10 protein-coding genes are annotated in these 14,076 nt (G+C 62.1%); 5 read left to right on the forward strand and 5 right to left on the reverse strand.

Annotation, left to right across the window (positions count from 1 at the left end; genetic code table 11):
* Positions 1-74 precede the first annotated feature (74 nt).
* Positions 75-650 (reverse strand): hypothetical protein, encoded by a 576-nt coding sequence (locus tag KF712_00580; protein MBX3739454.1) that lies wholly within the window; start codon positions 648-650, stop codon positions 75-77.
* 68 nt (positions 651-718) lie between these two features.
* Positions 719-1,780, reverse strand: coding sequence for a PA0069 family radical SAM protein (locus KF712_00585; protein ID MBX3739455.1), 1,062 nt, complete (start codon positions 1,778-1,780; stop codon positions 719-721).
* 144 nt (positions 1,781-1,924) lie between these two features.
* On the opposite strand from KF712_00585, the gene KF712_00590 reads away from it, so the two are divergent.
* Complete coding sequence (locus KF712_00590) at positions 1,925-3,247, forward strand: Fic family protein (GenBank protein MBX3739456.1); 1,323 nt, start codon at positions 1,925-1,927, stop codon at positions 3,245-3,247.
* Between the two features lie 232 nt (positions 3,248-3,479).
* The gene (locus tag KF712_00595) at positions 3,480-5,108 is read left to right on the forward strand and encodes a SpoIIE family protein phosphatase (GenBank protein ID MBX3739457.1); all 1,629 of its coding nucleotides are present in this window, start codon (positions 3,480-3,482) and stop codon (positions 5,106-5,108) included.
* A gap of 22 nt (positions 5,109-5,130) precedes the next feature.
* Here KF712_00595 and KF712_00600 read toward each other — a convergent pair whose 3' ends face one another.
* Both KF712_00600 and KF712_00605 read right to left on the reverse strand, forming a co-directional pair.
* On the reverse strand, positions 5,131-5,424 hold the full coding sequence (locus tag KF712_00600; protein ID MBX3739458.1) for an SHOCT domain-containing protein: 294 nt from the start codon (positions 5,422-5,424) through the stop codon (positions 5,131-5,133).
* A gap of 176 nt (positions 5,425-5,600) precedes the next feature.
* Positions 5,601-7,355 carry a hypothetical protein gene (locus KF712_00605; GenBank protein MBX3739459.1) on the reverse strand — a complete coding sequence of 585 codons (1,755 nt, stop codon included), beginning with the start codon at positions 7,353-7,355 and terminating at the stop codon, positions 5,601-5,603.
* Positions 7,356-7,502: 147 nt separating this feature from the next.
* On the opposite strand from KF712_00605, the gene KF712_00610 reads away from it, so the two are divergent.
* Both KF712_00610 and KF712_00615 read left to right on the forward strand, forming a co-directional pair.
* Complete coding sequence (locus KF712_00610) at positions 7,503-8,294, forward strand: helix-turn-helix transcriptional regulator (protein ID MBX3739460.1); 792 nt, start codon at positions 7,503-7,505, stop codon at positions 8,292-8,294.
* Positions 8,295-8,545: 251 nt separating this feature from the next.
* Positions 8,546-10,039, forward strand: a complete 1,494-nt coding sequence (locus KF712_00615; protein ID MBX3739461.1) for a hypothetical protein — start codon at positions 8,546-8,548, stop codon at positions 10,037-10,039.
* Positions 10,040-10,317: 278 nt separating this feature from the next.
* Here KF712_00615 and KF712_00620 read toward each other — a convergent pair whose 3' ends face one another.
* Positions 10,318-11,907 (reverse strand): alkaline phosphatase D family protein, encoded by a 1,590-nt coding sequence (locus KF712_00620; protein ID MBX3739462.1) that lies wholly within the window; start codon positions 11,905-11,907, stop codon positions 10,318-10,320.
* A 206-nt stretch (positions 11,908-12,113) separates the two neighbouring features.
* On the opposite strand from KF712_00620, the gene KF712_00625 reads away from it, so the two are divergent.
* Positions 12,114-13,742: a hypothetical protein gene (locus KF712_00625; GenBank protein ID MBX3739463.1), complete on the forward strand. Its 1,629-nt coding sequence runs from the start codon at positions 12,114-12,116 to the stop codon at positions 13,740-13,742.
* Positions 13,743-14,076: the final 334 nt, after the last annotated feature.

Here is a 14,076-nt window from a genome sequence, read left to right on the forward strand (position 1 = left end):
AGGAAATGATGGTTTTCCATACCTGCCGCTGCCGACAGATGGAGCGTCCTTGCCCCGGAGGGAGAATTTGTCATTCAGGATTTCCTGCTGAACGACGAAACGCCCTCCGCATTCGTTTCCATTTTCCACTCGGAATCTTTCTGACCAATCCTGAGATCTCGCTTCATCCGTTCAATGTCCTGCGTGCCTTCCGATTCCACGGCTTCTTGCGAAGCGCTCTCCTCCCGGGTGAATTCCCAATCGGAGGGATAACTGATGTAAGTCGCGGGTTCTTCGGAGATCAGCTTGCGGAACATTTCTTCACGCCGGTGAAGTGCCCAAGGAGGGGCTTTCTCCGCCCATTTGGCCAGGGTTGGAACCACCAAGGTCGTTTCGGGAGCGCTTTCCCTATGGGCGAGATCAACCTTCCGCAGGATGCCATCCACCCGCTCCTCATAGGTCCACCGGCTGTTCCTCATGCTCAGGCCGATGAAGTAGCCCCTGTTTCTGAGGGACCGGCGACGCCTGATCCACAGCGCGGGAAAGGAGAGGATCACGAACGCCACAGGAACAAGCAGAAGCCACGGGTATGCGATGAGCAACCCCACGATCCCCGCTACGGCCAGCAGCATCAGGATCACCACTCTCAGTTCCCAAAAAGCCTTGAGCATATCAATGAGTCAAACGTCGGACGCGCCAGTTCATTAGGCGGATTCCCGAGAGGAGTCAGTAACATCCGTCAGAACAGCTCACCCTGTCCGGGCATGACACGGCGGAAGGATGCGGTGCTGAGTTGCGGGAAATGGGGGTCCAGCCCGTGCCGGCGGCAGAGGGTGTGGAAGACCGCGTTGAGTTGCTTCGACTGCTCCCCGGTGCCACGGTTGCGGATGCCGGGGGTGGTGGCGTTCACGCTGCCGCCGTGGAACGCGCGGATGCGGCCCAGCACCTTTTCCTTTGCCAGCGGCTGGTGGCGGTCCAGCCAGCCGGAGAAGACGTCCTTCACCGCGCCGGGCAGACGCACGACGGAGTAGGCGGCGAATTTTCCGCCATGGTCCGCCACCGCCTTCAGGATAGAGGGCAGCTCGCTGTCGTTCAGGCCGGGGATCATCGGCGCGGCGCTGACGCCGGCATGGATGCCGGCCTCCGTGAGCTGGCGGATGGTTTCCAGCCGCGCGCGGGGGGAGGAGGCGCGGGGTTCAAGCACCCTGGCCAGCTTCGGGTCCAGCGTGGTGACGGACAGATAGACGGCCACCGCATGGTGCCGGGCCAGCTCCGCCAGGTGGTCGATGTCCCGCGCCACCAGCGCGTTCTTCGTGATGATGGTCACCGGGTTCCGGAAATGGGCAAGCACCTCCAGGCAGCGGCGGGTGATCTCCAGCCTCCGCTCCACCGGCTGGTAGCAGTCCGTCACGCCGGACATCGCGATTTTCCCCACCTTGTAGGACGGCTTTGCCAGCGCGGCCTCCAGCAGTTCCGGCGCGTTTTCCTTCACCACGATCTTCGATTCGAATTCCAGCCCGGCGGAGAAGCCGAGGTATTCATGGTAGGTACGGGCGTAGCAATACGCGCAGCCGTGCTCGCAGCCGCGGTAGGGATTCAGCCCGTAGTCGAAGGAAAGGTCGTCCGCGTCATTCACCGACAACACGGACTGGGAGTCATCCCGCAGGAAGACGGTCTTCAGCGGCCGCGGGTCGTCATCCACCCACGCGTCCTCGTCCACCTCCACGCGCATCGCGGAGAAGCGGTTGGCCGGATCCGCGTCCGCACCCCTGCCTTTGTGAACCATAAGGGAGTTTTTCATGGTGTTCATGTGAACGCAATAAAAACCGTGTGTCTGGGCCGACGGGTGGCGGAGACGGCTTTGGATCGACAACCGGCAGCGCCGTATTCCATCATTCGAGCAGGGAACCGCACATACTGACAGCAGGCCGCCCCACTGATTTCCATGGATACCATCGAGGCATTGAGAACCGAGTGGGAGGCCCTCCAGCCGCTGTCTCCGGAGAACGGCAGGAAGTTGTGGCAAAAGCTGCGCTTGGAATGGAACTACCACTCCAACCACATCGAGGGAAACACGCTGACCTACGGTGAGACGGAGCTGCTGTTGGTCCACGGCCAGACCCACGGCACCCACGACCTCCGGGAGTATGAGGAAATGAAGGCCCACGACGTGGGGATCGAGCACCTGAAGACGCTCGCCGCCGATGCTTCACGGGTGATCCGTGCGGGGGACGTCCGGGATCTGAATCGGATCATCCTCAAGGAACCTTTCTGGAAGGCGGCCCAAACTCCGGATGGTGCTGCCACACGGAAGGAGATCAGGCCGGGCGAATACAAGACGCAGCCCAACAACGTCCGGACGGCGAGCGGCGAGATGTTCGAGTTCGCCCCTCCGTCAGAGGTGGAGGAGCGGATGCATGCCTTGCTGGAATGGCTGGCCTCCACCCTGGGGCAACCGTCGTATGACCTCCTTTCCGTCCTGGCGAAACTTCACCATGACTTCGTGCTGATCCATCCGTTCGACGATGGCAACGGCCGGGTGGCGCGGATGTTGGTGAACTATGTGCTGATGCGCGAAGGACTGCCCCCGCTGATCGTCCCGACGGAGGAGAAGAAAGACTACCTCGCCGCCCTCCGCCTCGCGGATGCCGGGGAGCCGTCCACTTTGGAGGCCTACCTTGGGAAATGCCTGGAGCGCGTGCTGCGGCTGGGGATCCGTGCGGGCAAGGGCGAGGGCGTGGATGAACCGGGGGATGTGGAGAAACAGATCGCCCTGTTTGCGCGGAGCCAGGAGTTCAATAAAGAGCGAGTAAAGCCGTGCTCCACTGCGGCGATCCAAGGAATTTATGAACAGGGAATCCACCAGTTGCTGATCGCGTTGGAAGAGAAGGTCCGCGTATTTGCGCCACTTTTTCACGATATAACGATCAAAGTTGATTCGCGAGTCCTTGGAACTGGAGAAAGTATACCTTGGAGATTTGAAATTAAGCTCAAAACAGCCGACCAGCAGCATGTATTTCGGTTCGATTCCTTCTCAATTACCATCGAATTAAATGGATATGCTGGAGGAGATATTCTCCCATTTAATATTTCAGAGCAGGTTATTTTTACTTTCCGTGAATTCAACTATTCGGTGAGAATAGGCCAGTGGGAGGCATTCAGAAAGCTCTACTCCGAGCCAGTTCTGCTCGAAGATATTCAAGTCGCAACTGATCGTTTATTGTCCGGTCTATTCGAACAGATTAAAGGGCGCACTGGGCAGAACTGAGTCTGTTCAGAAAAGATAGTGAGGCGTGCCGGCCCGCCGCGCCGAAACCGCGGGGCACTTGGCCTGTGGAGCCCTTTCCGTGAAGGAGTATCCGTGATTTCTCCGCCGAAAGCCACGGCGGACCGGGCCGGTCCGACCCTACCAAGCTGTGCGGCTCCGCCGCCGAATAGGAAGTAGCCTTCATCCGACTTCCCGGGTTGAACAGCGGCTCCGGATGGCGCATGGTGGACGGATGGATCCAAGCGGCGAACCCGGGCAGAACAAGGACAACCTCCTTCTGGAACGACTTGAACTATCCCTGCGGGCGTCGAGCGAGGGGCTGTGGGATTGGTCGCTGGACGGGGGCTCGATCTACTACTCCCCCCGCGTGCTGGAGCTGCTGGAGGCGGCGGACGAGGGGGAGGCGCCGAACCTTTTCCTGCCACCCCATGGCGCGATCCATGAGGACGATCTGGAAATCTTCGGCAGGGTGGTGGCTCGGGCGCTGGAGCCGCACGGGCCGGACACGCTGGCGATCGATGCGAAGGTGCGGACGGTGATGGCGGAGCCTCGCTGGCTGAGGATCCGGGGGACGGTCGTGCGGGATGCGGACGGACGGGTGACGAGGATTGCCGGATCGATGATCGACATCAGCCTGCGGAAACGTGCGGAAGCGCAGGTGGAGGAGGAGCGTTTCCTGCTGCGGCAGCTCATCGACCACATCCCGGTGCAGGTCTATTTCAAGGACAGGGAATCCCGCTTCGTACTGGCGAACCAGGGGATGGCGGAGTGGATGGGGCTGGAGCACCCGGACCAGTTGCTGGGGAAACACGACCGGGATTTTTTCCAGGACCAGCACTCCGGAGAGGCGCAGGAGGATGAGAACCGCATCATGGCGACGGATGAACCGGTCACCGAAAAGCTGGAGCATGAAACGTGGCAGGAAAGGGGGGAGGAAACATGGGTGCTCACCTCGAAGTTCCCATGGAAGGACCGGAACGGAAAACTGAAGGGCACCTTCGGCGTGTCGAATGATGTGACGGAGCTGGTGAAGACGCGGCAGGAAGCGGTGGCGATGGCGATGGAACTCCAGCAGCGGAACCAGGCGTATGAGGAGGAGCTGCAACTGGCGCGGGAGATCCAGCAGGCGCTTGCGGGCGGAGGTTTCCCGAAGATCGCCGCGAAGGATGGTTCATCACTGGCGCTGGGGTCGCGCTACATCCCCATCTCCGGTCTGGCGGGGGATTTCTTCGAGGTCATCCCCATCTCACCGGGGCAGGCGGGCATGTTGATCTGTGACGTGATGGGCCATGGCGTGCGCGCGGCGCTGGTGGTGGCGATGCTGCGCGGCCTGCTGGAGAAACAGCGTGGCCAGGCGGCGGATCCGGGGCTTTTCCTGCGCGGGTTGAATGACGGCCTCTCCGCCATCCTGGAGCGGGCGGGCACCACCATGTTCGCCACCGCCTTCTATGCCGTGGTGGACCTGGAGGAAGGGACGTTGCGCTACTCCTGCGCGGGGCATCCCGGTCCCATCGCCATTGGCCCGGAAGGCATCCGGCAACTGGCGGATGTCCGGGCGGAGAAAGGCCCCGCGCTGGGCCTCATCCGCGGAGCGGCCTACCCGACGAACGAGCTGCCGCTGCACTCCGTGGACCGGCTGGTGATGTTCACGGACGGGGTGCTGGAGGCGGAGAACCGCAGCGGCGAGCCTTTCTTCGAGAAGCGGCTGATGGAGATCGTGGGGAAACATGCGGCGGATCCGCTGGACACCCTGCTGGATTCCATCCTGGCCACCGTGCTCGAATTCTCCGAGACGATGCAGTTCGATGACGATGTGTGCCTGCTGGCGATGGAGCCACAGAAGGCGGTGGTGGGGGTGTAGGATTTCTCGAGGAGGATGTTCCTCAGATCTCTCCCACGATTTTTTCCCGTTTCGCGAGATACTCTGCCTCGGAGATGAGGCCCTGGGCCTTCAGCGCTTCAAGTTCCCGCAACCGTGCCTGTGGTCCGGCAGGGGGCGGCAGCGGCGGAGCCATCATCGCGGGAGGCGGTGTCTTGCCCGGCTTGTTCAGGGCCAGGACGACCAGCACGATCACAGGGATACCCACCAGTACCGCCAGGACCATGAGGATCAGGATCAACTCCGGTCCACCGATGGGACCGAGAAATGCCAGCGGAAGGAAATGGCCATTCATCATCCCGCCATCTTCATGGAATCGATGAGGGCATCAATGGAAAAGCGAGAGGTGGCGTGCTATCGGGAGCGGAAGTCGTGGGACTTCCGGCTGGGGGGGAAGTCCATGGGGTGGCTGAGCTGGTTTCGTCCGGGACAGACGCCCCGCCGAACCTCTCACGAGGTTCGCTACGCCCGGCTTCACTTCCCGGCATTGGTGGGCTTGAAGAACCTTTCAGCGCCTTTCCGCATCAGCGCATCCGTCATGCACGCCTGGTCGATGACGTCGGCCCCGCCCTTTCCGCGCCGCCAGCCGTGGTAGCTGGCGATGGCCTCGAAAGCGGCGTTGAGGGAACCTTGCATCGGATTGTGGAGGAGAAGGGTGATCTCGATGTTTTCCGGCAGGCCCTGGGGGAACAGCAGTCCGGCGCGTTCCAGCCGCTGCACGCCGGGGCCGAAGGAGTTTCCGCCGGAGAGGGCGAGGCCCATGATCATGGCGTGGGGGTGGATCCAGCGGATGCCGGGGACATCCGGACCATTTGCGGTGTAGCCGGTGCCGGGCATGCCCGCTTCACCGGCGGACAGGCCGAAGATCCCGGCATTCGTGGCGGGGGCGTCGGGCCACTGTTCCTTCATGTAGGAAATCTGGCGCTGGAGGAGTTCCTGCCGCTGCTTCGGCCACACGGAGCCGACGACGAGATCCGGTTCCTTCCGGTCGAAGTCCGGGAAGAACAGGCTCTGGATTTCCATGATGAACTCCACGCCGCGGAAGACATTGCCGGTGGCCTCCATGCGGCCCTGCGGCAGGCGGTCTTCGAGCATGGCCTCCAGGGCCAGCACCAGCGCGGTTTCACCGCCCCAGTCCCGCCATTTCCCCACCAGCGGGGTTTTCCCGTCTTCCGCCAGACCGTGGCTCACCCAACCCTCCGCGTCCGTCACTTCATCGAAATCCAGCCCGTTGATGCCGGCATCGAGCGCGTCGGACACATCCACCAGATTGAGCACGGCGGCGGCGAGGCGGAGGGAGACCAGGGCGATGGCGGTGTCCACGGTGCTGTATTCCGTGCCGGGGTGGATCCACGGGGAGCCATCCTCCCGGCGGTAGGTGAAGTGGGGGAGGAAACCCGCGGCGCGGGGCAGGGACAGCAGCACGGCGGTGGTGTGGCGGATCTCATCCGAAACCTTCTCCCTGTCCAGCAGGCCCTCCGCGGCGGCGGCGGCGCTGGCCAGCGCGTGCATGCCGGTGGACGCCACGGAGTCGAACACGCCCGCGGGCACGTGGGAACGGTCGCGCGTGAGGCCGCTGTCGGAATCATGGCAGCGCCGGAGTTTTCCCAGGGAAACGCGGAACATCCATTCCTCCGGGGGGATGTCGGGCCGCTCCACCTCGAACCCGATGCTGGTCACCTCCACCTCCGCGCCGGGTTCGATGATGAGGTTGATGAACTTCACCCGTCCCAGTTCCGCGGGTTGCAGTTCATACCGCAGGCGTGGCTGCAGGCCGGGGTTGAGGGGGATCTTCCGCTCCCACACAGGCTTCCGCTCCAGATCGGCGAGTTCCAGCCGCACCTCCCCGGTGCCGCGGATGTTGAGGGTCACGGCGCGCACCGGGCAGCGGGTCGCAGGAGGCCCCAGCAGGCCGGTGACATCCATCAGATCCATCTGGCGGTTGTCCAGCGCCAGACCGGCGAGGGAATGCCAGAAGCCGGTCCATTCCGCTCCCGCCTTCACCTTCACCGGGCCGCCCTTCGACTCGATGCGGCCTTCGCCCGGCCCCATCAGGCCGAAGTCGGTGCCGAGGTGGGTGAAGTTTTCGAACGGGTTGATGGTGGCCTTCTTCTCCCCGTGATCCTTCGGAAAGGAAATGGGGTAGTCCATCACCGGCTGCCAGACGATCCCTCCGGTCGCCTGGCAGGACAGCCAGACCATGAGGAACCACCAGCGCCAACCCAACATCGCGCGTATTTTCGGCAGGCAGGGCATCCCGCGCAAGCAAGCATTCTGCCGAGGTAAAAGGCGGGTGGAACCATGTCCACGGTGGGCCGGGCATTTCATTTGGTCATTGCAGCCTCATCTCATGGCCGTTACGATGCCATGGTGGCCATGAGGTTGCAGGCTTCACCCATCACCGAGGATGATTTCAAGGCCGTGGTGCGCATCCTCGCGGACATCGCCTGCATGGATGCCACACCGGATGGGAAGCGGGTTCATCTCATGAACGAGATCGGCCTGCTGGTGGGGACGGGGACCTGGCTGTGGGGCGTGGCTCCCCTCCTGGAACCGGGCAAGCAGCCGGTCTATCTTTTCCACAATTCCGGCGGCATCGACAATGACCGGATGGCGGTGATGCTGAGGGCCATCGAGCATCCGGACACCGGGGCGATGACAGCCCGGCTCGCCCAGGAGATCGGCATGGCGGAGGGGCAAATCACCCGGCTGAGGCAGGATGTCATCGACAACGACTGGTTCGATCATTCCGGGGCCAACGCCATCTGGAAAGAGGCGGATGTGGGTCCCATCCTGTTTTCCGCCCGCCGGCTCCCGGGGGTGGGCACCAGTATTCTCGCCTTTTACCGGGCTGCGGCCGCATCCCTGTTCACGGAGCGGGAGGCGCGCATCGCCCACATCGTGCTCTCGCAGGTATCCTGGCTGCATGAGGCCGGGCTCCCCTACACTCCCGCGAAGGATGTTCCCGCGCTGCCTCCCCGGTGCCGCCTCATCCTCAACCAGGTGGTCCGCGGGCGGACGAGAAAGGAGATCGCGGCGGACCTGGGCATCTCCGTCCACACCGCGAACGACTACATGAAGCAGATCTTCCGTCATTTCCGGGTGCGCTCCCAGGTAGAACTGATCGCCCGTTTGCGGGCCGGGGATAGTGCCCCCCCTCCCCGGTAGGGTGGGAGCGGGATGGAGCCGTGTGTCACCCCCATGCTTTGGGGGGTTCCCCATCATCCTATTCCTGTTAGTTCAGATGGCTGCGATCCAGATCTCCGCCCTCTTTGAAAAAGTCCGGTTCACTCTCCGAGGAAACCCATCCGCCTGCTGGTGCGGATCTCCATATCCCGATGAGATGGAGGGAACACGCCGCGAGGTTCTGTCTCACTGTGGAACGAGTGCCATGCGATGGATCTTCTTATGGGGAAGTGGTGGAACTCAGATCGGAAGTGTATGGTATCCCGCGCAATGCTGCCGCCGATCCCGCCGATGGCTATTCCACCTTGTGGCTTGTTCGGCGTGACGGCATCCCTTCAGCCACGCTGAGGGTCACCTACGCGAGAAACGGTCCTTTGGATTGTGAGGCGAATTTTCCGCCGGATTTATTGGCGCGGTATCGGGCCATAATCTCCTCTTCAAGCCGATTCTGCATGAAACGGGATGTGCCTCCGGAGGCTCGTGTCGCCCGGATGCTCATTGAGACCGCTTGGCGGGATGGATTGCCCCACGGCATCCGCCTTGACATCATCGACGTGAATGTTCGGGCTATGGCCTACTACCGGCGTCTCGGCTACACATTGCTGCCCGGAAATTCGTTTATCCATCCTCTTCTGAAGACTCCGAGTGAAGTGATGGTCTGCACGGTGGATCCGGCATGCCATGGCCCCCTGCAAATGGTCTTTGCGGACTGCCCCGATCCTCTTCCGCTGGAGCGGATCATGCGTCCCACGCTTCTCCTGCCTTCCGGAGAGATCACGGGGCGGACCGGTCGGGTGAAGGTGGCCACGTTTGACCGTGGAGTCCTGAGGCCCGGGGATATGTTGTCATTTTCCGCCGGAACAACCAAAGCCAATCCCAGCAAGTGCAGGATAGTAGCCGCGCAACCGGAAAAGTTCACGCGTCTGCTGGGACGTTTTCCGGAAATTGGCAGGATGCTTGGTGGCAACACTCCGGTCATCATCAACGCGTATCCGGCCCCGGTGGGAGCAATTGTGCAGGGAATCGCCATCGACAGCTATGGCCGGCAACCTGCGATCTCCAGTGCGTTGATTCTCGCGGCCGAACAGGGCTTTCCCGTGGCTCTCATCGGGATGCCTCTGGCCGTCGCCCATTTTCTGATAGAACATGGAAAGAAAGACGGTCCGTTCCCCCGGGAGCTGGTATTGTTCGTTGGGGGACATCATTGCCCAAGATCACTCGAGAAATTTCTCAATGGTTTTCTGTCCCGGGCGGGTTGTCACACGGAGATGGCCCATCTCTATGGTGTGGCGGAGTTGGATGCCGCCCTCATGGCTGCAAAATATATGCAGGAGCGCTTGGTGTATCATGGAATTGACTGCCGCTGGGAGCCGGTCGTGGAGGGCGGAGTTTTGGGGTTCATGGACAAGCATGACAGTGGCATGGGGATCTGTATTGTGGATGAGGACGCGAGCTATGTGGAAGGAGGGATTGAATTGCGGAACCAGCCGGAGAGACTGATGCCGGAAGTCCTGGAGGAGTTGGAATCATGGACTGAAAGGGAATGGGCAAGGAGGACAGGATTCGTGATTTTGGGGGAAAGTGGCTTCCATTTCCAGCTCCGCGCCGGAGAGAAACCGGAAAGCCCGGATGAGATGGAGCATTATGATTTCGCCAGACAGCAAAGTTTCAGTTGGCTCGACAAGCCAAGTTGGGGGCGGTCGACTGAACTTTCTTGTGATGGTTAGGACTACGGCCATTCGGCCACATTTCAGTCCGATGGTTCAGCGAATGTCAGTCGGCCTTATGGGAATTCCGGCAATACCCGGACCAAGCGAAATCGATACATCGATTCTGACCATAGTTCATCCATTGAAATCCGCGGGAAAGCGGATGATGATGCGGAAGAGCGGTGGCTCAGAGTTTTGCCGGGTTGCTGCTTGTTAAAGGATCCCGCCACCGGAACGTCCGGGGCGGGATTCGAACTTTTCCAAAGCCTTGGCGACCGGTGATCGGCCTCCACGTTTCAGACCTGCTGCATGCCCGGGCGGTTGTTCTCGACCACAAAGGAAGCCGGGGTGTGGAGCGGAGCGCCGGGGCGGGTGATGTACTCCACCGTGCGGAAGTCCGTGCGCCACTGGTTGGCATCGATGGTACAACTCACGTAGCCGCGCTGCCTGCTGTAGTAGTTCACCCACGGGTTTTCGGATTTCAGCGACTCGAAAGCCTTGGTGGCGTCCTCGCCATCGCCGTTGGAGCTGATGGAGGTGCAGACGAACTCGGCGCCCACCACGGCGCCGTTGTTGTCCTCCGGTTGGAGATTGAGGTCGTTCGCCCAGTGGGTGTGGATGTCCCCGGTGAGGACGATGGGGTTGGTGATCTTCAGATCATGGAACGCCTTCAGCAGGGCGCGGCGTTCGAACTCGTAGCCGGACCACAGGTCCATGCCGAATTTTTCCTCCGGTCCCGGTTCGCGGTCCACGCGGGCCATCATGACCTGCTGTGCCAGCACGTTCCAGGTGGGGCGTGAGGTGGTGAGTTCGGAGAGCAGCCATTCGCGCTGGATGGAACCGAGCATGGTCCCGTCCGGATTGAGCATCTCCGCGGTGGGTGCCTTCGAGCCATCGCCGTTCGGTTGGTCGGTGCGGTACTGGCGGGTGTCTAGCACGTGGAAATCCACCAGCTTTCCATGGCGGATGCTGCGGTAGAGTTTCATGCCCGGGCCATCCGGCATCGAACTCTGGCGCAGCGGCATGTGCTCATAGTAGGCTTGGTAGGCGGCGGCGCGGCGGTTGAGGAAGTCCTCGTAGGAAGCGGGGCCTTTTTCCTCCGGGATGTCGGCGGCGTAGTTGTTGTCGAACTCATGGTCGTCCCAGGTGACGGCCCATGGCGCGGCGGCGTGCATCTTCTGGAGGGAGAGGTCCGTCTTGTACTGGGCGTGGCGGTTGCGGTATTGCTCCAGCGTCTTGATCTCAGGCCCCACGTGCTCGCGGATTTTTCCGCTCTTGCCCGGGCCTTCGTAAATGTAGTCGCCCAGATGCAGGACCAGGTCCGGGGACTCCGCCAGCATGTGATCATAGGCGGTGTAGAGGCCTGCCTCGAAGTGCTGGCAGGATGCGTAGGCGATCTTGAGAGGGGATGTTTCCGCCGCCGGGCGGTCCGCCCGCTCCAGCGTGCGGGTGCGGCCCTGCGGGCTGATGTCACCGCCCGCCTTGAAATCATACCAATACCACCGGTCCGGCTTCAGTCCGGCCACCTCCACGTGGACGGAGTGGGCGAGGTGGGGGATGGCCACGGCCTCGCCCTTCGCCACCACCTTCGTCATCGCCTCATCCTCACAGACGCGCCACTGGACCTTCACCGGCTCCGCGGGCATGCCGCCACCCTGAAGAGGGTTGGGAGCGAGGCGTGTCCACAGGACGAAGCCCTCCGCATCCGGATCCCCGGAGGCCACGCCCAGCGTGAACGGATAGCCGGAAAAAACGGGCAGGCGCGTGCCGGTGCCCTGCTCGCCAAAGATGCGGCTGGTGCCCATGGCGATGAGGAAGGAGGCGGAACCGGCGAGATACGCGCGGCGGGAAATGGAATTTGGGTTGAAGTGCGGATGGGGATTCACATCCCGATGAATGCCAGCAAACGCAGGGCGGAATCAAGGCACGTTATGTTCATCGTAAGTTTCTTGACCGGCGGTGCATTTCCGAAATTCGGGGATCGCCGTTGTGGGGAGGCTCTGGGAGTATGGCGGGATCGTCACCGCAAAGCGCTCCGGGCGGCGCTGCGGAAGAAGCCCATCATCCATCTGAATTTTCCCCGAACCATTTCATGAAACCCATCCTCATCACCGGCGTCCTTTTCGCCTGCACGTTGTTCGCGTCCGCCCAGCTCCCGCGTTTCGTCGCGCACCGCGGTGCGTCGCACAAGGCGCCGGAGAACACCATCGCCGCATTCAAGCTGGCGTGGGAGGAGAATGCGGACGGCATCGAGGGCGACTTCTACCTGAGCAAGGACGGCGAGGTGGTCTGCTTCCATGACAAGGACCTGAAGCGCGTGGCGGGCCGGGAGGGCAAGATCGAGGAGATGCCGTGGAGCGAGCTTTCCAGCGTGGATGTGGGGTCATGGAAAAGCCCGGACTACAAGGGGGAGAAGATCCCGCGGCTGGCGGATGTGCTGGACGTGCTGCAGCCGGGGAAGCTGTTCTACCTGGAGATCAAGGACGGTCCGGAGATCGTCGCGCCCATCGGGAAGATCCTCGCGGAAAAGAAGGCGGACCCGGAGCAGGTCATCTTCATCGCCTTTGATGCGGAGGTGGTGAAGGAGTGCCGCAGGCAGCTCCCGCAGTTCCGCGCGCACTGGCTTTCCTCCCTGAAGGGCGCGGATGAACCGGGCAAGGCGGAGGCCTACGTGAAGGAGCTGGAAGGCACGGGAGCGCAGGGTTTCCAGTTCGACTGGCGGGCGCCGGTGGGTGCGGAGTGGGTGAAGGCGCTGAAGGATAAGAAATACACCATCACCTCATGGACGGTGAATGATGCGGACGTCGCGCGGCGGATGATCCGCTACGGGGTGGACTTCATCACCACGGACCGGCCGGCAGGACTGCGTGCGGAACTCCAGGATCCGGAGAAGCTCTGGAACGTGCGGGACCACATCAAGCGGGAGGATTTCATGATCCAGAGCCATCGCGGCGCGGGCGAGCTGGGACCCGAGAACTCGAAGGAAGCGTTCGAGCTGGCGTGGAGCCTGGGCACCATCCCGGAGGCGGACATCCGCACGACGAAGGACGGCGTGATCGTCGCGTTCCATGACAAGAACTTCGAACGCATCCTGCCGCATGAGAGTGTGGAGGTGCGGAAGAAGGGCATCGAGCATCTCACCTGGCAGGAGGTCGCCGCGCTCGATATCGGCGTGTGGAAGGGGGAGAAGTTCAAGGGGCAGCGCGTGTCCTCCTTCGCCGACATCGTTTCCCAACTGAAGGAGGATCCGTGGCGGAAGATCTATGTCGATATCAAGAACGTGGACCTGAAGCAGCTCGCGGATGAGGCGGAAAAGGCGGGCGTCACCAGCCGCCTGATCCTTGCCAGCACGAAGACGGACATCATCCGAGGGTGGAAGGCCGTGGCACCCCGGTCATTCACCCTGCACTGGATGGGCGGGGAGGAGGCGGAGCTGGCCGCACGGCTGGACAAGCTGGAGGCGGAACATTTCAAGGGCGTGGACCAACTGCAGATCCATGTGCGCAGGAAAGACGGCGTGCTCACCCCGTCCGTGGATTTTCTGAAGGAAACCGGCCGCAGGCTGCGCGCGCGGGGCATCCTGTTCCAGACGCTGCCATGGGAGATGAAGGACGCGGAAACCTACCGGCGGCTCATGCATCTGGGATGCGCGAGCTTCGCCACGGATTTTCCGGATGTCGTCTCCAAGGCGGTGACGGACTACTACGAAGCTAGTCGTTGAGGGGGTGAGGTGCTCATGGCCGCGCAAGGCGCGGAAAGGAAGCGCTTTCTCCGAAAGGGCCTGGGTGACGTGCCTGCGCTGATGCGGTGTGTCAGGGGTGGTGAGCTTTGTGGGAGGTTCGGTTGGGGAAGGACGCCAAGGACTGGAGCTGGCCTGTTGGATGATGCTCCAACGCATCGCTCACTGTATCCGCCGGACAGACCATGCGGCGTCTTCCCTGGCCCTTTCGGAGAAAGCGCCTCCTTTCCGTCGGCGGAGCCGACGGGGGGAGAACATGGTGCTGCGGAGGTGCCGCGCAAAGCGCGGAAAGGAAGCGCTTTCTCCGAAAGGGCTT

The organism is Akkermansiaceae bacterium, assembly GCA_019634595.1.
Lineage (GTDB): Bacteria > Verrucomicrobiota > Verrucomicrobiia > Verrucomicrobiales > Akkermansiaceae > Luteolibacter.

Coding starts and splice junctions, on each gene's coding strand:
- KF712_00580 (MBX3739454.1), bottom strand. CDS start 650: ATGCTCAAGGCTTTTTGGGAACTGAGAGTGGTGATCCTGATGCTGCTG.
- KF712_00585 (MBX3739455.1), bottom strand. CDS start 1,780: ATGAAAAACTCCCTTATGGTTCACAAAGGCAGGGGTGCGGACGCGGAT.
- KF712_00590 (MBX3739456.1), top strand. CDS start 1,925: ATGGATACCATCGAGGCATTGAGAACCGAGTGGGAGGCCCTCCAGCCG.
- KF712_00595 (MBX3739457.1), top strand. CDS start 3,480: ATGGATCCAAGCGGCGAACCCGGGCAGAACAAGGACAACCTCCTTCTG.
- KF712_00600 (MBX3739458.1), bottom strand. CDS start 5,424: ATGATGAATGGCCATTTCCTTCCGCTGGCATTTCTCGGTCCCATCGGT.
- KF712_00605 (MBX3739459.1), bottom strand. CDS start 7,355: ATGTTGGGTTGGCGCTGGTGGTTCCTCATGGTCTGGCTGTCCTGCCAG.
- KF712_00610 (MBX3739460.1), top strand. CDS start 7,503: ATGAGGTTGCAGGCTTCACCCATCACCGAGGATGATTTCAAGGCCGTG.
- KF712_00625 (MBX3739463.1), top strand. CDS start 12,114: ATGAAACCCATCCTCATCACCGGCGTCCTTTTCGCCTGCACGTTGTTC.